Annotated in this window: 18 protein-coding genes; 11 read left to right on the top strand and 7 right to left on the bottom strand. The window is 40.9% G+C overall.

The genetic code is table 11. The features are described 5' to 3' along the window. Positions 1 to 1,150 precede the first annotated feature (1,150 nt). On the bottom strand, positions 1,151 to 2,302 hold the full coding sequence (gene yiaY, locus KZ793_RS06445; protein WP_225814706.1) for an L-threonine dehydrogenase: 1,152 nt from the start codon (positions 2,300 to 2,302) through the stop codon (positions 1,151 to 1,153). A gap of 296 nt (positions 2,303 to 2,598) precedes the next feature. Here yiaY and KZ793_RS06440 point away from each other — a divergent pair, with 296 nt between their 5' ends. The 3 genes from KZ793_RS06440 (at position 2,599) to KZ793_RS06430 (ending at position 5,877) form a co-directional block, all read left to right on the top strand. Continuing rightward, entirely contained in the window at positions 2,599 to 3,090 is a 492-nt protein-coding gene (locus KZ793_RS06440) for a YbaK/prolyl-tRNA synthetase associated domain-containing protein (protein WP_225814523.1), read from the top strand. A gap of 575 nt (positions 3,091 to 3,665) precedes the next feature. Continuing rightward, the gene (locus KZ793_RS06435; RefSeq protein WP_225814521.1) at positions 3,666 to 4,286 is read left to right on the top strand and encodes a beta/gamma crystallin domain-containing protein; all 621 of its coding nucleotides are present in this window, start codon (positions 3,666 to 3,668) and stop codon (positions 4,284 to 4,286) included. Positions 4,287 to 5,247: 961 nt separating this feature from the next. After that, positions 5,248 to 5,877, top strand: a complete 630-nt coding sequence (locus KZ793_RS06430; protein WP_225814519.1) for a beta/gamma crystallin domain-containing protein — start codon at positions 5,248 to 5,250, stop codon at positions 5,875 to 5,877. 181 nt (positions 5,878 to 6,058) lie between these two features. Here KZ793_RS06430 and gndA read toward each other — a convergent pair whose 3' ends face one another. Next, a complete protein-coding gene (gene gndA / locus KZ793_RS06425; protein ID WP_225814517.1) occupies positions 6,059 to 7,465 on the bottom strand; it encodes an NADP-dependent phosphogluconate dehydrogenase in 1,407 nt (468 codons plus the stop codon). Positions 7,466 to 7,710: 245 nt separating this feature from the next. Here gndA and KZ793_RS06420 point away from each other — a divergent pair, with 245 nt between their 5' ends. Next, positions 7,711 to 9,282 carry a TerC family protein gene (locus tag KZ793_RS06420; protein ID WP_225814515.1) on the top strand — a complete coding sequence of 524 codons (1,572 nt, stop codon included), beginning with the start codon at positions 7,711 to 7,713 and terminating at the stop codon, positions 9,280 to 9,282. Between the two features lie 104 nt (positions 9,283 to 9,386). Beyond that, on the top strand, positions 9,387 to 9,515 hold the full coding sequence (locus KZ793_RS22515) for a hypothetical protein (protein WP_255619205.1): 129 nt from the start codon (positions 9,387 to 9,389) through the stop codon (positions 9,513 to 9,515). A 250-nt stretch (positions 9,516 to 9,765) separates the two neighbouring features. Here the strand turns inward: KZ793_RS22515 and asmA are convergent, their stop codons facing one another. The 4 genes from asmA to apbC all read right to left on the bottom strand — a co-directional run bounded on the left by asmA (position 9,766) and on the right by apbC (position 14,316). Further along, on the bottom strand, positions 9,766 to 11,598 hold the full coding sequence (gene asmA / locus KZ793_RS06415; RefSeq protein WP_225814513.1) for an outer membrane assembly protein AsmA: 1,833 nt from the start codon (positions 11,596 to 11,598) through the stop codon (positions 9,766 to 9,768). A gap of 58 nt (positions 11,599 to 11,656) precedes the next feature. Beyond that, positions 11,657 to 12,238 carry a dCTP deaminase gene (gene dcd, locus KZ793_RS06410; protein ID WP_036777925.1) on the bottom strand — a complete coding sequence of 194 codons (582 nt, stop codon included), beginning with the start codon at positions 12,236 to 12,238 and terminating at the stop codon, positions 11,657 to 11,659. Positions 12,239 to 12,291: 53 nt separating this feature from the next. After that, on the bottom strand, positions 12,292 to 12,933 hold the full coding sequence (gene udk, locus KZ793_RS06405) for a uridine kinase (protein WP_118985326.1): 642 nt from the start codon (positions 12,931 to 12,933) through the stop codon (positions 12,292 to 12,294). Between the two features lie 270 nt (positions 12,934 to 13,203). Further along, positions 13,204 to 14,316 carry an iron-sulfur cluster carrier protein ApbC gene (apbC, locus tag KZ793_RS06400; RefSeq protein WP_225814511.1) on the bottom strand — a complete coding sequence of 371 codons (1,113 nt, stop codon included), beginning with the start codon at positions 14,314 to 14,316 and terminating at the stop codon, positions 13,204 to 13,206. Positions 14,317 to 14,538: 222 nt separating this feature from the next. On the opposite strand from apbC, the gene metG reads away from it, so the two are divergent. The 6 genes from metG (at position 14,539) to sanA (ending at position 21,644) form a co-directional block, all read left to right on the top strand. Next, complete coding sequence (gene metG, locus KZ793_RS06395; RefSeq protein ID WP_225814510.1) at positions 14,539 to 16,566, top strand: methionine--tRNA ligase; 2,028 nt, start codon at positions 14,539 to 14,541, stop codon at positions 16,564 to 16,566. Positions 16,567 to 16,698: 132 nt separating this feature from the next. Then, positions 16,699 to 17,127: a CidA/LrgA family protein gene (locus KZ793_RS06390; RefSeq protein ID WP_225814508.1), complete on the top strand. Its 429-nt coding sequence runs from the start codon at positions 16,699 to 16,701 to the stop codon at positions 17,125 to 17,127. A gap of 2 nt (positions 17,128 to 17,129) precedes the next feature. After that, a complete protein-coding gene (locus KZ793_RS06385) occupies positions 17,130 to 17,825 on the top strand; it encodes a CidB/LrgB family autolysis modulator (protein ID WP_225814506.1) in 696 nt (231 codons plus the stop codon). A 141-nt stretch (positions 17,826 to 17,966) separates the two neighbouring features. Continuing rightward, positions 17,967 to 18,851 (top strand): cytidine deaminase, encoded by an 885-nt coding sequence (cdd, locus tag KZ793_RS06380; protein ID WP_225814504.1) that lies wholly within the window; start codon positions 17,967 to 17,969, stop codon positions 18,849 to 18,851. Positions 18,852 to 19,064: 213 nt separating this feature from the next. Then, positions 19,065 to 20,762: an NAD-dependent malic enzyme gene (locus KZ793_RS06375; RefSeq protein ID WP_225814502.1), complete on the top strand. Its 1,698-nt coding sequence runs from the start codon at positions 19,065 to 19,067 to the stop codon at positions 20,760 to 20,762. A 141-nt stretch (positions 20,763 to 20,903) separates the two neighbouring features. Then, positions 20,904 to 21,644 carry an outer membrane permeability protein SanA gene (gene sanA / locus KZ793_RS06370; protein WP_225814500.1) on the top strand — a complete coding sequence of 247 codons (741 nt, stop codon included), beginning with the start codon at positions 20,904 to 20,906 and terminating at the stop codon, positions 21,642 to 21,644. On the opposite strand, the gene yeiB is transcribed toward sanA, so the two are convergent. Further along, complete coding sequence (gene yeiB, locus KZ793_RS06365) at positions 21,616 to 22,764, bottom strand: DUF418 domain-containing protein YeiB (RefSeq protein ID WP_225814498.1); 1,149 nt, start codon at positions 22,762 to 22,764, stop codon at positions 21,616 to 21,618. The two genes, sanA and yeiB, sit on opposite strands and share 29 nt — an antisense overlap. Positions 22,765 to 22,769: the final 5 nt, after the last annotated feature.

Genomic DNA, 22,769 nt, shown 5'->3' with positions numbered 1-22,769 from the left:
AAATCTTTAAAGATATCACTAACATAATAAGCAATAATTAACTAAAAGCAGGCCAATAATATTATTGTCCTGCCTTCCTCTATTGGAATTCATAATTAGGGAATAAAACAATATCTCATAAAGAAATTCCACTTTATTTATCTACGGCAATGTTTTATAAGTAAATAATAATGTAGCAAGCAATAACATGTGCTCTATTTCACAGTGCTTAAATCTACTGCCTTTACAAATTTAAATGTCTATATATTATTGTGGGCAGGTAAATTTATAGCGTCAATTTAGGTTTATAAAAGCACGGTGGAATTATAATATTGTTGTCATATATTATTGCAGCAATTTCATAATGAAAAAATAAAACTTTTAACTGTGCACTACCGTTTTTAATAAAAAAATTATAATTTGTTTCTGGGTTTATCAAACCTGAAAAAATCATAGCCATTTAATTTTTCAAACTGTAGGGATGCATAGATCCATCATATTAATCATTACCTCATATTTAAACTGAATTTTTTCTGAGAAGTCACCATTGATGGCGATAGGGTCGCAATTAATACAGTTGTTACAGTATTAAGGCGACATAGTATTAAAATATCAGGAGACGGCATGCTTGATTCAAATTCAATAGATCGTGATAGTAAAATTTCTTCCCCAGTTAATTCTTTTAACGAATGGGATCATCTTGAAGAGGATTATTAGTCCGGTACCTGCGATATTAGGTTTTTTACATAGGCGTAGACCTCTGCTGCACAGATCTATAAGGCAAAAATAATCCCAGTTAATCACTACAGGTTTGATAGATAGCCCGATCAATTTACTATTGGGGAGTCTGTTATGATACAAGAAGAATCCAGTATTAGAGGAACAAAACTGGCAGAATCAGAATTTATTGTATACGAAACTAATTAATAACTTATTCAGATCGATCCGTAACCGGATGGTACTTTTTTGGGTCACTTCATAGTATCGCGGATCTATTTAGTTAATCGTCTATTGAAACCCGTAACGTGCTACGAGGTCGCCTGACAATATAAACATTCTGCACGAAAAACGACTATCAGGCGACGTATACGTCTACGTCGCCTTTTAGTGACTGCTCCTCACCCAATTTGGGTATAGGTATTCTACACAAAATAAAATGAAAATTTACACATCACATTGCAGCTTTAAAGATTGCAACAATTTCTTCATGGGTAGCTTGAGTAGGATTAGTCAAACAACATATATCTTTCAAGGCATTAGTTGCCAACATAGGTAAATCTTCTAGTTTGACATTCAATTCCGCTAAACCCGACGGAATACCAATATCTTTTAATAATTTACGAATTTCAGCAATGCATGCCGCAGCCCCTTGCTGATCATTCATAGCACTGACATCTATCCCCATCGCAGCGGCAATATCTTTCAAACGACCCGCAACCGCTTTGGCATTGAACTCTTGAACGTGTGGCAACAAAATGGCATTACATATCCCATGCGGCAAATCATAAGTACCACCCAATTGATGAGACATGGCGTGAACATATCCCAGTAATGCACTATTAAACGCCATGCCCGCCAAGAATTGTGCATAGGCCATGTTTTCACGTGCTTCTATATTGTTCCCATCTGCGACTGCCTGGCGTAAAGAATGACTAATCATCGTGATCGCTTTCAGTGCACAAGCATCGGTTATTGGATTGGACATTTTAGAGAGGTAAGCTTCAACCGCATGCGTCATTGCGTCCATTCCGGTTGCAGCGGTTAATCCTTTCGGCATGCCCACCATCAATTCTGGATCGTTTACAGACAAAACAGGTGTTATTTTCTTATCAGCAATGGCCATTTTAATATGGCTCTCAGTATCGGTAATGACACAGAAACGTGACATTTCTGACGCAGTACCCGCAGTAGTATTGACTGAGATTAATGGCAAATGCGGTTTAGATGAACGACCAATACCTACATAATCCCGGATATCTCCCCCATTAGCAGCAACCAACACAATAGCTTTTGCACAATCATGTGGCGAACCACCACCTAAGGAAATAACGCAATCGCTATTATGCTGACGCAGCATATCCAAACCTTCCTCAACGTTAACTGTCGTCGGATTCGGATTGGTACCGTCATAAACCACACTCTCAATATCAACATCAGATAATAAAGACCGAACTTTCGCTACTGTTCCAATTTTATTTAAAACACGATCAGTCACAATCAGTGCTCGCTTGTAACCATCACTTTTCATTGCATTTACTGCTTCAACCAGACAGCCCACACCAAGCATATTTACTGATGGCATAAAAAAATTTGTAGTCATTATTGATAATTCCTTAATATTAAAATAGTTTTAGAATGAAAATATATAAAAATTAAAATTTAAAAATCACCTAGTGGAACTACAGATCATTCATCTTGCAACAAACATAAATAATAGTTCTATTTAAACCACACAATTCAAAAAATATAAATATATCTCGATAGAGTTAGATAATGTTTATTAAAATAGATATTTGATAACTTTCCCTCTTGGTAATATATGTAATTGGCAATATAATAAATACAATAATCGAGAAGATTAATATATCAATTCACCAAGTTATTACTTAGGAGTTTATTTTGTCCTCTAACGAAATATTTAACCGCCTGACCACATTACTGGATAATCATCATGCCAGCTATCGGGTGATGGAACATCCAACCGCCGGACGTTCTGAAGAGGTTGCCAAAATTCGTGGTACACAACTTGGACAAGGAGCAAAAGGATTAGTTTGCCATGTTAAGGGAGAAGGGTTTCGCCAATATGTACTCGCTGTATTGCCTGCGGATCAACAAGCAGACCTCTCTTCACTGGCAAAACAGATCGGTGGCAACCGCGCCTCACTGGCAAGTCCTAAGGAAGTTTTTGAACTGACTCAATGTGTGTTTGGTGCTATTCCACCTTTTAGTTTCCATCCAGCTCTGAAACTGGTTGCAGACCCTTTATTATTTGAACGTTTTGATGAACTGGCTTTTAATGCCGGCAGCCTTGAACGCTCAGTGATTCTTAACACCCAAGATTATCACCGAATTGCACAACCTGAATTGGTGATTTTTCGGCGGGTAGAATAAATACCATTGCGAAAAATGATATTTGTCAAATAGCCTATAAAAATAGGCTATTTAAGATTACTGAACTGTTTTTTTCCTATTTCCCTCCTAATCCTAAAAGTTCATTTCACTATCGATAAGAATTTAGGGGAATAATTCTGCATTTTTATTAAACATATTCATTTAAAGTGGTAACTATCCCGCCTCCATAAATTTATATCACTAGATAAAGTTATTATTGCTACATCATGTAAACATTAAATAGAGAGGTATAATTATCAAATACCATGAATATCTAATTATTCACTATTGAGTCATATACAAGAAATTATCAATTACATTAGGGGATAATTCCCTACCCCAATAAAGATGTTTTTTGATAGGAATTTTCAATTATTTTTAATTTCAGAATCTTTATTTCAAGCATCAGCACAAAATGACATGTCAATTATATTAATGTTGTATTGGCAACAATTTAATATGCCTATTCATTATATTTTATTAAATACAAGAACCCACACTCATTGTATTCTCATATCGCTTTCAAAAAGAAAGATGACGTTTTTTTTAAAATAAAGTTTAAGGAATAGAAAAATATGACTAATAAGCTAGTTACAGGTGCAACTTTTTTCGATAGAAAATACTTTCTGGGTGAAGCGCACCATTATCCAGAAAACGATATCATTATTCCATTGCCTTATGATCTTAACGATAGATTCCGCTCAGTAAGAATTGGAACACTATCAAAAGTTTATGCATGGCGTCATCAGACCAATTGTGAACCCGGTCAACGCTATCGTGAATGGGAATATGATCATCCAGATATTGATAGAGAAATTAGAGGATTATCTAAGTTTAAAGTAGCACCAAAAGATACCTGCCTAGTTGCATTAAGACTGATTGATGATACTTATTCAGGTATTAAATTCTCAATGTTCACGAATACACATTGCGTGGGTCCAGTTGAAACAACAACTGATGATGATTATGCACTGGTTGGTATACTGCCATTTGAGACAGAGTTGGTCACTGCCATTGCAATAAGAAATACCAGCACTGGAGTATATATTAATAACGGATCATTCTATTTCTATCGTGATGCAAATGGTGTTGTTACTATTGATGAGAAAGCGAATTTCCCTAAAAATCTCAGAATAGTGAGTGTAGGTGGTAATCGTTTTGATATTCATATTATCAGTACCGATTTTTCTCACTAATCCGATCATAATGTAACGATAGTTAACCTCGTTTTCAGACAGGCTACGTTCTGAAAATTTAAGCAACACCGTTGCGGAATATCATTAGAAACCGCAACGGTGTATTCATTTCTACCAAGATAATAATTTTTTAACAATTAATTAGCCATTCACTATTATTCATCTTTTTTTCATAAAAATTTATAACTAAAAAATCAAACAGTCATTTAATTAAAAAAATTAAATTAAAATCCACTATAAACAATATTCACAAGCTATTCCCTTTGAGATAAATACTTCCCTAACTATTAATTTTAAAAATTATAGAAAAATCCAATCATTCCATTATTATATATCTAGCTTTAGGTGTTTTCATAATATTACTAATAAAAAACAATCTTATAGCATCTATTCAAAACACTAAACATGTAAAATATTCACAATAAAATTGAATACTAAATTCAAGATACAAAATTCACTAAAAACATCAAATTTTTATATTTCAAACAGTAAATTTTACTATATTAATATAATTATAAAAACATTATTATGTACTTTTTGAACAGCTTTACTTTATGTATTTTTATGCTAACTTTAATATTAACCCATCGAATATTATTCTTTTATTGACTGGATATATCTCATCTAAAGAGGAGGAATAAATAAATTATCATCGCCAAATATTACACAGAAAAAAGCCAATTTTCACAAATAGTATATACCTAATAGATTTCGAGTTGCAGCGCGGCGGCAAGTGAACGAATCCCCAGGAGCATAGACAACTATGTGACTGGGGTGAGTGAAAGCAGCCAACAAAGCAGCAGCTTGAAAGATGAAGGGTATAAACGAGTAAATACTATATATTTCATATTAATACAGCCGGGTATACTTCCAGAAAAGCATTACATACGGGTTTATTGACGGAAATATTTTTTCTTGGCAACCTATATATTTACTTACATTAACTTTAAGGAGTAAAAAAATGACAAAAGAATTAATTACAGGCGTCACATTTTTCGAAGAGAAAAACTATCAGGGTAAGTCACATGATTACCCAGAGCTCGATAAAATTATCTCTCTCCCTTCCAATCTTAATGATAAATTTCGTTCAGTAAAAATTGGAAAGTTATCAAAAGTCCATGCGTGGCGTCATTATAACGATCCAGAAAGTAAATATTATGAATGGGTAGTCGACAATCCAGATATCGATAGAGAAATTAGAGGGTTATCTAAATTCAGAATTATGCAGAAAGATACAAAACTGGTTGCACTAAGAATCATTGATGATACTCATTCAGATATAATATTCTCTATGATCATTAAAATATTTAATGGAGAAGAAGAGGAAACAATCGACGTTAACGCAACAACGGATGATAATTATACGGTCGTTAGCGAACTACTGGTACAGAAAGAGATAGTCACTTCAATTTATGTAAGAAATGTCAACACCGGAGAATATATTGGTAACGGGTCATTCTATTTTTCTTATGATGCTGTCGGTATTGCAACGATTGATGAAGGTCTCAATTTCCCTAAAAACTTGAAACTGGTTCATGCAGGAAATAATCGTTTTGATTTTCACATTATTAGTACTGATCCTATTGCTTAATTCGGGATTAATGTGACAATCATCACTCTCAGATAAGTCATATTCTGAAATTTAAACTACGCCGTTGCGGTATATTTGTTAAAAAACTGCAACGACGTGTTCCAGACGATCTCGGAAATTAAAACCACATCATATCTGAAGTAGACTCTTTACTCTCCTGATCAATCAGTAATTACCAGGTTTATTCCATCCATTCAGTGTGGAAAACACCCTCTTTATCAGTACGCTTATAGGTATGAGCACCAAAATAATCACGCTGAGCCTGAATTAAATTAGCAGGCAATACCGCTGAACGATAACTATCGTAGTAAGAAATAGCAGCAGAGAAAGTGGGGGTTGGGATACCATTCTGCACCCCATACGAGACGACATCACGCAGCGCCTGCTGATATTCATCAGCAATTTGCTTAAAGTAAGGCGCCAACAACAAGTTAGCAATATCCGCATTTTCGTTATACGCGTCAGTAATTTTTTGCAGGAATTGAGCACGAATAATACAACCCGCCCGGAAAATCCCAGCAATCTCACCGTAATTGAGATCCCACTGGTACTCATCAGATACCGCTTTCAATTGCTGAAAACCCTGGGCATAAGAGACGATTTTACCCAAATAAAGCGCACGGCGGACTTTCTCAATAAATTCGGCCTTATCACCTTTAAAGGGTTGTACTTCCGGCCCGCTCAAAACTTTAGCCGCGGCAACTCGCTGATCTTTTAGAGATGAGATATAACGTGCAAATACCGATTCTGTGATCAACGTCACTGGAATCCCTAAATCCAGAGAGCTCTGGCTGGTCCACTTACCCGTACCTTTATTTGCTGCTTCATCCAAAATCACATCAACCAAATATTGGCCTGCTTCGTCTTTCTTATGGAAAATATCAGCCGTAATTTCAATCAAATAACTGCTCAATTCGCCGTTATTCCAGTCAGTGAAAATCTCAGAGAGTTCTTCATTGCTCAGGTTTAGGGCATTTTTCAGTAAGGAATAGGCTTCAGCAATGAGCTGCATATCACCGTATTCAATGCCATTGTGAACCATTTTCACATAATGGCCGGCACCATCCGGGCCAATATAGGCCACACAAGGTTCACCTTCAGCTTTAGCCGCAATCTCTTGCAGAATTGGCGCCACCAATTTATACGCCTCTTTCTGGCCGCCAGGCATGATAGATGGACCTTTCAATGCCCCCTCTTCACCACCGGAAACCCCGGTACCGATAAAATTAAAACCCTGAGCAGAAAGCTCCCGATTACGACGGATAGTATCCTGAAAATAGGTATTACCCCCATCAATCAAAATATCACCTTTATCCAAATGTGGAGTCAGTGAAGCAATAGTTTTATCTGTTGCTTCGCCAGCCTTAACCATGAGCAGAATACGGCGCGGTTTTTCCAGTGAATCGACAAATTCTTCGACAGTGTAACTTGGAACTAATTTCTTCCCCGGATTTTCGGCGATCACTTCGTCAGTTTTATCACTTGAACGGTTAAATATAGATACGGAATAACCACGGCTCTCAATATTTAGTGCCAAGTTACGCCCCATCACCGCCATACCGACAACACCAATCTGCTGCTTGGACATGAATAACTCCTGTCTGATGATAATTCTGCTCACCAATAATAATTAGTGTGCAATTTGTTAATGTGATCACATGTTAACTCAGGATGAGCTTTAATGGATAGTTATTGGTGCCATCGATACCGCTACACCTCATTTTTTGGAAAAAACTTCCCCATATGAAAAATCAACTATTGAAATTTGATGAGTCAATGCCCATTATTCATTATTCGGCATGAGCCGTCATATTAAAAGGTAAAACAAACTGTATGGAATGGATCGCTGATCCGACGATATGGGCTGGACTGGTTACTCTTATCGTTCTAGAAATTGTCCTCGGAATTGACAACTTGGTCTTTATTGCCATTCTGGCCGATAAACTTCCTGAAAAACAAAGAGACAAAGCAAGAATTACAGGTCTAAGTTGTGCGTTACTGATGCGTATCGGACTGCTTTTTAGTCTTGCCTGGCTGATAACGCTAACTCATCCATTAATTACGCTTTGGGAACATCCATTTAGCGCCCGTGACCTGATTATGCTGATAGGCGGTCTTTTCCTACTGTTCAAAGCGACGATGGAGCTCAATGAACGGCTGGAAGGTAAAGATGCCCACTCAGGACAACAACGCAAAACATCTAAATTTTGGACGGTTGTCGCTCAAATAATTGTCCTTGACGCTGTATTTTCACTGGATTCAGTGGTAACTGCTGTTGGTATGGTAGACAACATCAGTATCATGATCGCGGCAGTCACTATTGCGATGTTCCTGATGATACTGGCAAGTAAACCGTTGACCACTTTCGTCAATGCTCACCCAACTATCGTTATTCTCTGTCTGAGCTTCTTGTTGATGATCGGTTTCAGTCTGGTGGCCGAAGGTTTTGGTTATCGCATTCCCAAAGGTTACTTGTACGCCGCTATCGGCTTCTCAATTATGATTGAGTCCCTGAACCAGTTCGCTCAATTTAACCGCCGCAGATTTCTTACGGCTTCCCGCTCACTGCGTGAAAGAACAGCGGAGGCCGTTTTACGTATCCTTAGTGGCAAACATGAAAATGCAGAATTAGATAATCATACATCCAATCTGATTTCTGATAATCAGGAAGTGTTTGATCCACAAGAACGTCAAATGATTGCCAGGGTTTTAGGCATGGCGCAGCGTAACGTTAACAGTATCATGACTTCCCGTCACGACGTGGAGTACCTTGATATTCATGCACCAACCGAAAATCTGACGCAAATACTGAGTAAAAATCCCCACACCCGCATTGTGGTAACAGATGAAAATATCAGTGACGAACCATTAGGTGTTGTCCATGTTATTGATTTACTGAATCAACAACTCAACCAACAGCCTTTTGATTTACACTCGCTGATAAAACAGCCTCTGATTTTCCCTGAACAGCTTTCACTACTCCAAGCATTGGAACAGTTCCGCCAGGCACAAACTCACTTCGCGTTTGTTGTCGATGAATTTGGTTCTGTGGAAGGTGTGGTGACTTTGACCGACGTAATGGAAACTATCGCGGGTAATTTACCGGTAGATGGCGAAGAAACTGATGCCCGTCATGATATTCAAGCGACTGAGCATGGTGGTTGGATTGCCAATGGTTATATGCCGCTGGATGATTTGATACTTTATGTCCCTTTGCAACTGGATGAAAAACGTGAATATCAAACTTTGGCCGGTTTGTTGATGGAACATTCACAACATATTCCACAACAAGGTGAACAATTACAAATTGATAATTATCTGTTTGAACCGTTGGAAGTGACCAGTCACCGAATCAATAAGGTAAAAATTACCCCTCTCGTGTCAGAGGAAGAAAATAAAGAATAACTCAGTGTTATTGATCACTCATCATATTGGTCATCACTGAGTTTTTCCTCTGAAACAAAATAAAGCCCGGTCAGTTTAGACTGTACCGGGATTTTTTAAATGAATTGAAAGAAATAGAAATCTGTTATAAGCCCAAAAATCCTGTAGCAAGAAACTTTTACGCCAGTTTTGGCTTTGTTGAAGTCGGCATGGATGAAGAAAATGAAGATATGCTGGCAATTATTAACATTTAACTCATAATCGCAAACCCGCCTTTGTACTGAAATTAACTGCTCAGACAACTATACCCTTCATCTTTCAAGCTGCTGCTTTGTTGGCTGCTTTCACTCACCCCAGTCACATAGTTATCTATGCTCCTGGGGATTCGCTCACTTGCCGCCGCGCTGCAACTCGAAATCTATTAGGTATATGAGCATTCATTTAAGCATCTGATTAAGCATAATAATCAACTGCCAGAATTGAAGCAGTCAAATCAAGTATGAACTAATTACTGCTACGTTCAACCCAATCGTTAATAGCCTGTTTTACCTTGTTCTCCAACTCATTATGTAGCAATTGCTCAATATCCAAATTGTATTGCAGATTACTCCAATTACCGTAAACCCGCAGTGGGACTTTCATTTTTCGCAGACGACTAACCAATTCATTATCCTTGCCCCATCCTTGTGTTATCTGTACTTTTAAAGCAACATCAACATCTTGTTTAAGCAAATTAGCCTTACCCTGCCCATCAATATTTAGCAGATCGGACACCGCATGAAGTCGACTGATTTTTATATCACCTCGATTCAGTACCGCTTTAACATCAAGCTTTTTAGCACGGGTAAAATTATCCATATTATCAGGGACATTCACTTTATCCGTTGCACGAGCAACGGATTGCTGAATTAATTGGGGGATATTTAATCCATGCATTTTGGCATTAACTAAACTGAAATTAAGATCACCCTGCCAAATATGCGAAATGGCATAACCATCATATCCTTTACCTGAAAGATCCCCATTCAGATTGAATTTACCACTAAATGCCCGTGGTAAGGAAAAGGCTTTGAGTACCGGCTCCAACTCTATATTCCGCAGTAAAGGTTTTGCATGTAATTTCAGTTGGCTACCTGTTGCATCTAAAATAACCGGAATGGAGAAATCACCACCAAATAATTTCCCATTCAGAGTAGAAATTTCAGCAGTACCACTATTATTTGTCGCTTTCAATATCAGATTATCGATCTCCATTCCTCGATAAATAAATTTGTCTGCATTAATAGTCACATTGGCATTAAAATCATTTAGAAATGCAGCGCTATAATCAGGCTGCACAGGGCTTGAAACGGCGATCACAGGTTTAGCTGAACTATTCTCTATCCGGTAATAACGTTTAACTTCCGCACCCTCTTTAGGAAGCAAATCCCATCCTATTAGATTATCTAAATTCAGTTTTTGGGAAGATAAATCGATCTGGTAATCCGCGTGAGCCCCCAACATCGCTTTTATACTGCCATGCAATTCACTCTCATTAGCCGTGAAACTTAGCGTCTGTAAAGAAATTATTTGCGGTCCATCCGTCGTCTCTTTTTGATAAACAGCATGTACTTTTCCTGAACCACTAATTCCCCCCGTAGATATACCTGCGCCCTGGAGTTGATAATCAAAAGAGTCAATATTACCCGCAACACGATGTGGATAATCAGTAATATCGACATCTGCATTAAGATTAAAAGCCAGTTCTTGCTGATTTTTACTGACTTTGCTACTTAATTCCACACTGATATGGTTTTGGTTATCCCGCTCCATAAGCAGATTAATATCGCGGACATTTAACTGCTCATGTTCATCACGCTGCCAAATAAGCAAACTATCCGCGACCTTAATTCTGGCGATATCAAGCTTCCAACCCTCACTCTTCGCAACAGGATTGGCTATACTCCCCTTTGGGGCAATAGGAGTATTCTCTTTTTTCTGCGACTGGCTCTCCGAGGTTACTCTCAATATCGCCCCTTTCAGCATCACCTCTTTAACGGCAAGCTGATGAGAAAGAAGCGGCCACAACTCCACATCAAGACGCATATTTTCCGCCGTCACGGTTGGCTGCGCCGCTCCTGGGGCCGTTAATGACATACGCCCGGAAATGATGCTCAATTTTGGCCAGACATGCCAGCGCATACCATCTTGCAGGACGAGTTGGTAGCCACTCTTCTTTTGCACCTGCTTGACCATATAAGCACGAAAGTCATTCGGGTTTACTAACATGACTAATGCTGCCAGACCGGTAATAATCACAACCAGCAAAATAATCAGTGTCGTCAGCAATCTCTTCATGACTTCCTCAGCTTTTTTTATCAAAACAGTCAATGCAACTCAGTAGCCGATAAAGATATTAATCTTCATCAATACGGCTACCCACCGCACCCTGTTGGTTTTTATATTTCGCATCTTGACGACGGTTATACGGACGGTCAGCGGAACCAGACAATGGTTCAAAACTCAAAGCCCCAATAACCATACCCGGACGTAACGCCAGAGGCAATTTACCGGAGTTATAGAATTCAAGAACAATCTGACCATGCCAGCCCGGATCAATCCGGTGTGCTGTCACATGCACCATCAACCCAAGACGAGCAAGAGAAGAACGCCCATCAAGCCAACCCACCAAATCATCAGGCAACGTGACGGATTCCAGCGTAACAGCTAGTGCCAACTCGCCAGGATGGAGGAAAAAAACCTCATCGTCAGACAGAATTATTTCATCACTCATCACGCGATCAAGCGCAGCACTGACCTCATCTTTCGGACCACTCAAATCAATATATGCCGCAGTATGACCACAGAAAACACGAAACTGATTCCCAAGGCGTACATCAGCAGTTGCCCCGTTAATTCGTTCAATCGGCGGACGTGGAGCAATGACCAATTTACCTTCATCAAGCCATTTAATAATGTCGCGGTCACAGAGTCGCATTATTTCCTCTCAAATACGATGATGCTTATCAATGCCTGACAAGCCAAGTTTTATTATTCGCAGAACTGACCAATTTTGGCTTTCAATATATCAATCGCTACTCGGTTTTTACCTCCGCGCGGCACAATAATATCTGCATATTGCTTTGATGGTTCAATAAATTGCAGGAACATTGGACGCACAGTTTTATGATATTGCTCAATAACCGAATCCAGAGAACGTCCCCGTTCATGCACATCCCGCTTAATACGACGCATAAGGCAAATATCCAGTGGCGTATCAACAAAAATAGAGAAGTCCATCTCCTGGCGCAAGCGCTTATCGGTCAATAACAGAATACCTTCCAGAATAATAACCCTTTTCGGTGCAAAATGAATCGATTCTAGTTTACGAGTATGAGCAACATAATCGTATTGTGGTAATTCAATTGATTCACCCATTTTCAGCGCTTGCAGGTGAGAAAAGAGCAAATTGTGATCCATTGAGCTTGGATGGTCATAATTAGTCTTATAACGCTCTTCCATTGATAGATTGCTCTGATCTTTATAATAGCAATCCTCTGGTATAATACCGATATTGTGATCACCAACCTGAGCGCGTAATTCACGATAAAGTGTATTAGCAATGAGACTTTTACCTGAGGCAGATGCACCGGAGATTCCCACAATTGTGCACTGATATGCTTCGTCAGCCATAATAAAGATAACCTGATTCTAGAAAAAAATGGGAACAAAGCACTTATGAGTGCTAAGTTTGGCGAGATTATAGGGAGTTAATGGTATCTGTTCCAGTGTAAACAAGATAAGTCTCATTTTTTTCGAAGCGTTTCGCATAAAAACCATGTAACGAAGAAAATCGTAACGAGGGAAATCGGACAAGCATACTTCTCCCTATGCAAAATCTCCCCATACAAAAAGCGGGCAATGGAAACATCCACCGCCCGTCTCATCAATCAAATACCCGTATTAAACAACACGGAATGAGATTTCCGTTGGTATCTTCTCACCTTGCCAATACATCTGTGCTGAAATATTTGCTGCAATTTCGCGATAAATATCCGTAAATTCACTATCAGGATGACTGATAACGGTTGGCTGACCACGATCAAGATCTTCACGCAGTGAAATATGCAGAGGGATTTGCCCCAATAATTTACAGTGATATTTAGTGGCTAATGTTTCTGCTCCACCCGTACCAAAAATAGGTTCCAGACGGCCGCAATTGCTGCAAATATGCGCACTCATGTTTTCAACAATACCCAGTACAGGTACCTTCACTTTCTGGAACATGACGATACCTTTCATTGCATCAATTAAGGCAATATCCTGCGGCGTTGTTACCACTAGTGCTCCCGTTACCGGGATGTTTTGTGACAAAGTGAGCTGAATATCACCGGTTCCTGGTGGCATATCAATAACCAGATAATCAAGATCCGGCCATAATGTATCCTGTAGCATCTGCATCAATGCCTTACTGGCCATTGGACCACGCCACACCATTGCATTATCATCTGTCACTAAATAACCAATCGAGTTAGTGGCAAGGCCATGCGTCATAATCGGCGCCATATGCTGCCCATCCGGGGAAGTTGGACGCTCCCTGGTCGTTCCCAACATACTCGGAACAGAAGGACCGTAGATATCAGCATCCAGAATACCGACTTTTGCCCCCTCCCGAGCCAATGCCAGCGCCAAGTTTACGGCTGTGCTGGATTTACCCACCCCGCCTTTACCTGAGCTGATAGCCAAAATATTACGGACACCATTAATTCCCGGCAGATCATTAGCGCGACGTAACGTACTGATATCATGGATTAATTTCCACGCCACCGATTTTGCCCCGGTTATTGCCTGTAATTTTTCAGTTGTCGCTTCTTTCAATACTTCAAACCCACGCTTCCAGACAAACGGCATGAGCAATTCAATATGCAAGACGCCATCAAGCATCGTACTGTGATGTAAAGCCTTCAACGTTATCAAATCACGTTCTAGCGTCGGATGGGTAAAAGCAGCAAGTATTTTTGTTACCTGAGATTTCAGCAGGTCAGGATTGGTCTGCTCGGGGGATTGTGAGTTCATCCCGGCTCCTTTGATGATTATCAATTAGCAAAAAACCATCTTTTCATGATAACAGAACCCAATGCGTTCGGATAAGATTAGCGACAAAAACCCGCTTCCCGCTCACTGATTCAGTTTTTATCCAACAAAACCCATTAAGATTAAACCTTACCCTAGCGACAATTTTTTTGATCGGTTAACATCAAACTCCCTTTTTCACTTATTGGAAGTCAGATCCTTATTATGTCTCAAGTCGCAAAAAAATTATTGGTGACGTGCGCGTTGCCATATGCTAACGGTCCAATCCATCTTGGTCACATGCTGGAACATATCCAAGCAGATATTTGGGTCCGTTTTCAACGAATGCGCGGCAAAGAGGTTCACTTTATCTGTGCCGATGACGCTCATGGAACACCAATCATGCTGAAAGCTCAGCAAATGGGTATTGCTCCTGAAGAGATGATCGCAACGGTGAACCAAGAGCATCATCAGGATTTTACTGGCTTTTCAGTTAGCTATGATAACTATCACTCTACGCATAGCGAAGAGAATAAAGCGTTATCAACTAAAATCTATCTCGAACTGAAAAAAAGCGGTCATATTAAGAATCGTACTATTTCTCAGTTATATGATCCTGAGAAAAATATGTTTCTGCCGGATCGCTTTGTGAAAGGTAGCTGCCCGAAATGTAAGGCAGAAGATCAGTATGGCGATAACTGCGAAGTTTGCGGTTCAACCTACAGTCCGACTGAACTGACCAACCCACGTTCTGCCGTCTCCGGTGCAACGCCAGAAATGCGTGAAACAGAGCACTTCTTCTTCGATCTGCCTGCATTCAGTAACATGTTGCAAGCATGGACCCGCTCCGGTGCATTACAGGAACAAGTTGCTAACAAAATGCAGGAATGGTTTGAATCCGGTTTACAACAGTGGGATATCACCCGTGATGCCCCCTATTTCGGCTTTGAAGTTCCTGATGCGCCGGGCAAATATTTCTATGTCTGGCTGGATGCCCCTATCGGCTATATGGGCTCTTTCCAAAACCTATGTGATAAACGTGGAAATCTGAGCTTTGATGAGTTCTGGGCAAAAGACTCCACCGCTGATCTTTATCATTTTATCGGTAAAGACATTGTTTATTTCCACAGCCTGTTCTGGCCTGCCATGCTGGAAGGCAGCGGTTACCGTAAGCCAACCAATCTGTTTGTTCACGGCTATGTCACCGTCAATGGTGCGAAAATGTCCAAATCCCGCGGTACTTTTATTAAAGCCAGCACTTATTTGGACCATCTGGATGCAGACTGCCTGCGTTATTACTATGCAGCCAAACTCTCTTCTCGCATTGATGATATCGATCTGAATCTGGAAGATTTTATTCAGCGTGTTAACAGCGATATCGTTAATAAAGTTGTTAACCTGGCCTCCCGTAATGCAGGCTTCATTAATAAACGATTTAACGGCAAGCTGGCGGATAAACTGGCTGATCCGGCGCTTTACCAACAGTTTATTGATGGGGCAAAGGTGATTGAAGAAGAGTTTAATAACCGCGAATTCAGTAAAGCAGTCCGTGAAATCATGGCACTGGCTGATTTGGCAAACCGTTATGTGGATGAACAAGCGCCGTGGGTGGTGGCAAAAGAAGAAGGCCGTGATGCGGATCTTCAAGCCATCTGTTCAATGGGCATCAACCTGTTCCGCGTTTTGATGACTTTCCTGAAACCCGTTTTGCCAAGTCTGGCAGAACGTACAGAAGCTTTCCTGAATACCGAACTCACCTGGCATGGTATTGAACAACCGCTGCTGGATCATCAAGTTTCTGCCTTTAAGGCCCTGTTCAATCGCATTGATATGGATAAAGTGGACGCTATGGTTGCGGCATCTAAAGAGAGCATCAACGCACCACAAAAAGTCAGCGGTCCACTAGCAGAAGATCCAATTCAGGACACGATCACCTTTGATGATTTTGCCAAAGTTGATATGCGCGTAGCCCTTATTAAACAGGCTGATTTTGTTGAAGGCTCAGATAAGTTGCTGAAACTGATGCTGGATCTTGGTGGCGAAACCCGCCAGGTATTTTCTGGTATCCGCTCCAGTTATCCTGATCCAAAAGCGCTGGAAGGCCGTTTAACCATCATGGTTGCCAACCTGGCACCACGCAAAATGCGCTTTGGTATTTCGGAAGGTATGGTTATGGCGGCCGGACCTGGTGGAAAAGATATCTTCTTACTCAGCCCAGACAGTGGCGCCCAACCCGGTATGCAAGTGAAATAACAGTCAATTTATTTCATTGATATTTTACCCACGGGGATCAGCAATGGTCCCCGCTTTTTTTGAATGTGATCTATGGCACATTCCCAAGGTTAATTGTATGATGAATTCCTCACCGGAATTAGGAATTTTGTGATGTCGTTTCGTGAAGTACTGATTATTGGTTGGCAGTACCTGCGAGCATTTATTTTGATTTATTTGTGTTTGCTGGCAGGTAATGCCATCTCTGCCCTATTACCCATCATTATTCCCGGCAGTATTATCGGCATGTTGATCTTGTTCGTTTTATTAGCTTTCCAGCTCATTCCTGCTCATTGGGCAAAACCGGGCTGTAGTCTGTTACTAAAAAATATGACCTTGCTGTTTCTGCCTATCGGTGTGGGCGTGATGAATTATTACGATCAACTCAGCCAACAGATAATTCCGATTGTTTTTTCATGCCTGATCAGTACCGCAATTGTTATGATTATCGTTGCTCACAGTTCCCATTATGTTCATCGTGAACGCCCGATTATGGGCTCCGCATCAGAAATTAAGAGTGAACAACAGAAACAAGAGAAATAAAAATGTTAAGTCACATTTGGTGGTCATTACCATTAACATTGATTGTATTTTACACCGCAAGAAAACTTTCACTACGATGCAAAATTCCCATTCTGAACCCCTTATTGGTTTCTATTGCCGTCCTTATTCCAATATTGTTAATAACCCACACGCCTTATGAGCACTATTTTGCCGGCAGCCGAATTCTGAATGATCTACTTCAACCCGCCGTAGTTGCGCTGGCATTTCCTCTATATGAGCAGCTACACCAGATCCGTGCCCAATGGAAATCCATTATTAGCATCTGTTTTATCGGCAGTATTGCCGCTATGGTGACAGGCACGGCTATTGCTTTGTGGATGGGCGCAACGCCTGAAATGGCCGCTTCGATACTGCCTAAATCCGTCACAACACCAATAGCAATGGCAGTAGCAGATGCCATTGGCGGTATTCCTGCAATCAGTGCTGCTTGCGTCATTTTTGTTGGCATTCTTGGGGCAATATTTGGTCATAATCTGTTCGATTTCTTACAGGTAAAAACCAAAGCATCCCGCGGTTTGGCAATGGGAACGGCATCACATGCTTTAGGTACTGCCCGCTGTGCAGAAGTCAATTTTGTTGAAGGCGCATACAGCTCATTGGCATTGATGACCTGCGGTATCATTACTTCACTAACCGCCCCGTTTGTATTCCCGGTGCTGCTATACCTATTTAGCTAGTTTATCTGTTAGGAAATTTGATAATAATCGCTCGATTACCAACTTAAATTACATAAATCTCATCATCTATATGATATTTATCACATTACAAATCTCATCAGACAACTTAGAATGATCTTAAGTTAATTCGGAGATCACGCTATGCAAGCTCGTTTTCACCCTATATGGGTACAGCTGCCATCTAAACTACAGGATGCACTTTTACCTTACGCAGGAAACAACGACTTTCCTGCCATGCTCACTGCTGATCAGGCTGAATCTATTAAGAAAGCCTGCGGTTTTGACGATGACACCTTGGCTATCGCCTTATTGCCACTCGCAGCGGCATGTTCTCTGACACCGATATCACATTTTAATGTTGGTGCAATTGCCCGTGGTGAAAGCGGAAACCTCTATTTTGGCGCTAATATGGAATTTGCTGGCGTACCACTACAGCAAACGATTCATGCTGAACAATGTGCGATTACTCACGCTTGGTTATTGGGCGAGAAGAAACTGGCATCCGTTACTGTGAATTACTCTCCGTGCGGCCACTGCCGTCAATTTATGAATGAACTTAATAGTGGTACACAATTAGAGATTCATCTGCCAAAGCAGACACCTTCAACATTAGATCATTATCTGCCGGATTCCTTTGGCCCAAACGATCTGGGCATCACAACTTTGTTGATGGACCCGGTCAATCATGGTTATAAACTAGAAACCACGGATAAATTAGTACTAACAGCATTAGATGCAGCAAACCAGAGCTATGCCCCATACAGTAATTCCTACAGTGGTACCGCACTTCTGGGAAAAGATGGAAAAATTTATCCTGGACGTTATGCAGAAAATGCCGCATTTAACCCAAGCTTACCCCCATTACAAGCAGCGCTGATTCTGATGAATATTTCTGGTGGTGATTGCCTGGCTATCGAAAGAGCGGTGTTGGTTGAGGGAAAACACAGCGATTTATCACAACGGAGTGCGACTCAATCTATACTTGCTGCGCTCGGTTGCAGCAAATTTGATTACTACACTTTCTGAATTCAGTGGAAAATTCATTTTTCCCTCTATGCAGATAGAGGGTTTTCCGCTGTAAAAAACAATTACCGTAACAGTTTATTAGCCAAACTTGGATGTTATCTCTCATTTTGGCTCATGATACCTCTAATTAAGTAACATTTACTGTACATATTTTTCCTATCTCTTAGGATCTATCTAACCTTATTTATCCATTTAGTTCAAAGAGTAAGATTCATGGAACTGGAACACGAAAGTAAACGTCCACTATATATTCCCTATGCTGGCCCCATTCTGTTGGAATTCCCCCTGCTGAATAAAGGCAGCGCTTTCACTGATGAAGAACGCAGCAACTTTAATCTTCACGGTTTATTACCGGAGGCGGTCGAAACCATCGAAGAACAAGCTGAACGTGCCTATCGGCAATATCTTGATTTCAAAAATGATGCAGATAAGCACATTTATCTGCGAAATATTCAGGACACTAACGAAACCCTGTTCTACCGCCTGCTGGATGCGCATTTGAACGAAATGATGCCGATCATCTACACCCCAACCGTCGGTGAAGCTTGTGAGCACTTTTCCGATATTTACCGCCGTGCCCGTGGCCTGTTCATCTCATATCCAAACAAAACACATATTGATGACATGCTGCAAAATGCGACCAAACAAAATGTAAAAGTTATCGTTGTTACCGATGGTGAACGTATCCTCGGTTTAGGTGATCAAGGCATTGGCGGGATGGGTATTCCTATCGGTAAGCTCTCCTTGTATACCTCCTGCGGTGGTATCAGCCCGGCTTATACACTGCCAGTCGTCCTGGATGTAGGCACCAACAACCCGCAACGCCTGAATGACCCGTTATATATGGGCTGGCGTCACCCGCGTATCACCGGTGAAGAGTATGATGAATTCGTAGATGAATTTATTCAGGCGGTTAAACGCCGCTGGCCAAATGTACTGCTGCAATTTGAAGATTTCGCACAAAAAAATGCCATGCCTTTGCTTAATCGCTATCGCCACGAGGTCTGTTGCTTTAATGATGATATTCAGGGAACCGCCGCCGTTACGTTAGGTAGCTTAATTGCCGCTAGTCGCGCCGCAGGCCGTCAATTGAAAGATCAAACAGTTACTTTCCTTGGAGCCGGTTCTGCTGGTTGCGGCATTGCAGAACAGATCGTCGCCCAGATGAAATCAGAAGGTTTAAGTGAAGAACAGGCTCGGGCCCGTATTTTCATGGTTGACCGTTTCGGTTTATTGACAGACAAGCTGCCAAACCTATTGGATTTCCAGAACAAGCTGGTGCAGAAAAGCGACTCATTGACTAAATGGGATGTAAACAGCGATTCAATCTCGCTGCTTGATGTTGTCCGTAATGCTAAACCGACGGTATTGATTGGTGTTTCAGGTCAGGCAGGTTTGTTTACAGAAGAGATCATCCGTGAGATGCATAAACATTGTGAACGTCCAATCGTCATGCCATTATCGAATCCAACTTCCCGTGTTGAAGCCCGTCCCGAAGATATCATCAACTGGACGGATGGTGCCGCCCTGGTTGCAACAGGTAGTCCATTTAATCCAGTAAAATATAAAGATCAGGAATATCCGATCGCTCAATGTAACAATGCCTATATCTTCCCCGGCATTGGTCTGGGTGTCATTGCATCAGGGGCCAAACTGGTTACTGACGGTATGTTGATGGCAGCAAGCCGAACACTGGCGGATTGCTCACCCTTAGCTCAAGAAGGTCAAGGTCCGTTGCTGCCACTTATCGATGATATTCAGCAAGTGTCACGCAAAATTGCTAAACAAGTCGCCAAAGAAGCACAAATACAGGGCGTTGCGACTGTTACCTCAGATAGAGCGCTGGATGAAGCCATTGAACGCAACTTCTGGAAACCTGAATACCGCGTGTACAAACGTACTTCATTCTGATTTTTATCACTAAAAATACCTAAAAAGCTTGTTAGTTCTCTTTTACTCGCAAGCTTTTTTCTTACAGAGAAAACTTGCTTCGCAATTTCAGGTAAAGTAGCCTTTAACAAATTCAGTCATTAATGTGTATAAGGCAAAAGCATGTGGAAGCGCCTGATAACTAGTCTGTTATTCATCACAGGGATGCTGATACTGACAGCTATTGCACTTGACCGCTGGATGAGTTGGAAAACAGCCCCCTATGTCTTTGATGATCTCAAACAACTTCCTGAACGTGAAGTGGGTATAGTACTTGGTACTGCTAAATATTACCTCTCTGGCGCACCAAATCAGTACTATATGTACCGTATTCAGGGAGCCATTAATGCTTATAACAGCGACAAAATCAAATATTTGCTCCTGAGTGGCGACAATGCTCAGCAAAGTTATAACGAACCAGTCACTATGCGCAGAGATTTGGTAAAAGCGGGTATTCCTGCTGCAAATATCGTACTGGATTTTGCGGGTTTCAGAACACTTGACTCAATAGTCAGAACCCGGAAGGTTTTTAACACCAATGACTTTACGATCATCACTCAACGATTTCATTGCGAACGAGCCCTATTTATCGCTATGCATATGGGAATTACCGCTCAGTGTTATGCGGTTTCGACACCTAAGAATATGATTACTGTTCGATTACGCGAAATCATTGCCCGCCTTGGCGCTCTGACTGATCTTTATATTCTGAAACGTGAACCTCGTTTCTTGGGCCCATTGATCCCCATTCCTGCTCCACATAAGGTCCCAAAAGGTATGACTGATTACCCCGCCGTAACCCCAGAAGAATTGTGGGAAATGGACAAAACCCAGCTTAAGCGGACCGGGCCAACACCGCCGTGATATCACGCCACCGCTGTTCCACTGGCCCTTGTGGGTAACGGCGTAACCACCAGCATGAAAAAAGAATATTCACTGCCCAAATAGGAAGAATAAATGCAAGTAATTCTAAACGACTAAATTGACCAAAAAACCCAAGGTTATAAAACAGCAGGGTGCAAATTAAGGTTTGTAGCAAGTAATTACTCATCGCCATTCGCCCAACCTGATTGAGCCAGTAATTAATTCGCCAGCATGAAATGACCGGCCAGAAACCATAGATTAAAGCCATATACCCCAGCGCCTGAAATGGCGTTACCAACTCAGCAAGGATATAACCGACAATACCTGACCAAAAGTAATCCCAATTATGGGTATATTGGAACACCACAGAGAATATCTGAACAGCAATACTAAGAGGTATCAGCAATAGCGCCACATTTCGGTAATGGCTCACTGAAAATTCACCTTTTAGCCAACCATTACGCATTAATCCAGCACCACATGACATAATACCGATAAGCTGCCAACCATACTGAACAAACAGCATGACCATCATCAACATGACCTGATTGAAACGCTCTTTTACTGCCAGCCATCCACCAGACGTTTTCCAATATGTTTCGTATAACATCTGGAATTCCGTCGACTGCCAAGAAACATCATTAGATCCGCCACTGGAAAGAAAGCCGAGAATAAACAATAACGCTAATCCGATCAGATAAAAAATAGCGCCTTGCATAAATAACCTGTTACTGGCGCTATTTTGGCTGATCAATTGAAAGCTGAAAAGACCGGCCAAACTATAAGCGAGCAAAATATCACCATCCCATAATAAGATGCCATGTCCCATTCCAATTAGAGCAAGTATGGTTAATCGTGGATAATTCCAGATTTTGCCCCTTGGTAATAGTAGCTCCAATGCCGCACCAAATAAAAAGGCCAAAATACACAGGAACTTTCCCTGAACAAAGACGCTAAGTACAGACCAGACAATCAAATCAGTTAAAGAAGCTGAACCATTATATGCCGGATTCAAATAAGCGGCCGATGGCAAAGCAAAACCGGAGATATTGAGTAGCAATATCCCCAGTATTGCCAGGCCACGAATACTATCCAGTGAGTCAATTCTCTGGCAGACCATTCTTA

Source organism: Photorhabdus antumapuensis, from assembly GCF_020387775.1.
GTDB classification, from domain to species: domain Bacteria; phylum Pseudomonadota; class Gammaproteobacteria; order Enterobacterales; family Enterobacteriaceae; genus Photorhabdus; species Photorhabdus antumapuensis.
This window is presented reverse-complemented; position numbering and strand designations above follow the sequence as displayed.

Coding starts and splice junctions, on each gene's coding strand:
- udk (WP_118985326.1), bottom strand. CDS start 12,933: ATGGCTGACGAAGCATATCAGTGCACAATTGTGGGAATCTCCGGTGCA.
- sanA (WP_225814500.1), top strand. CDS start 20,904: ATGTGGAAGCGCCTGATAACTAGTCTGTTATTCATCACAGGGATGCTG.
- KZ793_RS06435 (WP_225814521.1), top strand. CDS start 3,666: ATGACTAATAAGCTAGTTACAGGTGCAACTTTTTTCGATAGAAAATAC.
- KZ793_RS06430 (WP_225814519.1), top strand. CDS start 5,248: ATGACAAAAGAATTAATTACAGGCGTCACATTTTTCGAAGAGAAAAAC.
- apbC (WP_225814511.1), bottom strand. CDS start 14,316: ATGAACTCACAATCCCCCGAGCAGACCAATCCTGACCTGCTGAAATCT.
- yeiB (WP_225814498.1), bottom strand. CDS start 22,764: ATGGTCTGCCAGAGAATTGACTCACTGGATAGTATTCGTGGCCTGGCA.
- gndA (WP_225814517.1), bottom strand. CDS start 7,465: ATGTCCAAGCAGCAGATTGGTGTTGTCGGTATGGCGGTGATGGGGCGT.
- KZ793_RS06375 (WP_225814502.1), top strand. CDS start 19,065: ATGGAACTGGAACACGAAAGTAAACGTCCACTATATATTCCCTATGCT.
- KZ793_RS06420 (WP_225814515.1), top strand. CDS start 7,711: ATGGAATGGATCGCTGATCCGACGATATGGGCTGGACTGGTTACTCTT.
- KZ793_RS06385 (WP_225814506.1), top strand. CDS start 17,130: ATGTTAAGTCACATTTGGTGGTCATTACCATTAACATTGATTGTATTT.
- dcd (WP_036777925.1), bottom strand. CDS start 12,238: ATGCGACTCTGTGACCGCGACATTATTAAATGGCTTGATGAAGGTAAA.
- asmA (WP_225814513.1), bottom strand. CDS start 11,598: ATGAAGAGATTGCTGACGACACTGATTATTTTGCTGGTTGTGATTATT.
- cdd (WP_225814504.1), top strand. CDS start 17,967: ATGCAAGCTCGTTTTCACCCTATATGGGTACAGCTGCCATCTAAACTA.
- KZ793_RS06390 (WP_225814508.1), top strand. CDS start 16,699: ATGTCGTTTCGTGAAGTACTGATTATTGGTTGGCAGTACCTGCGAGCA.
- metG (WP_225814510.1), top strand. CDS start 14,539: ATGTCTCAAGTCGCAAAAAAATTATTGGTGACGTGCGCGTTGCCATAT.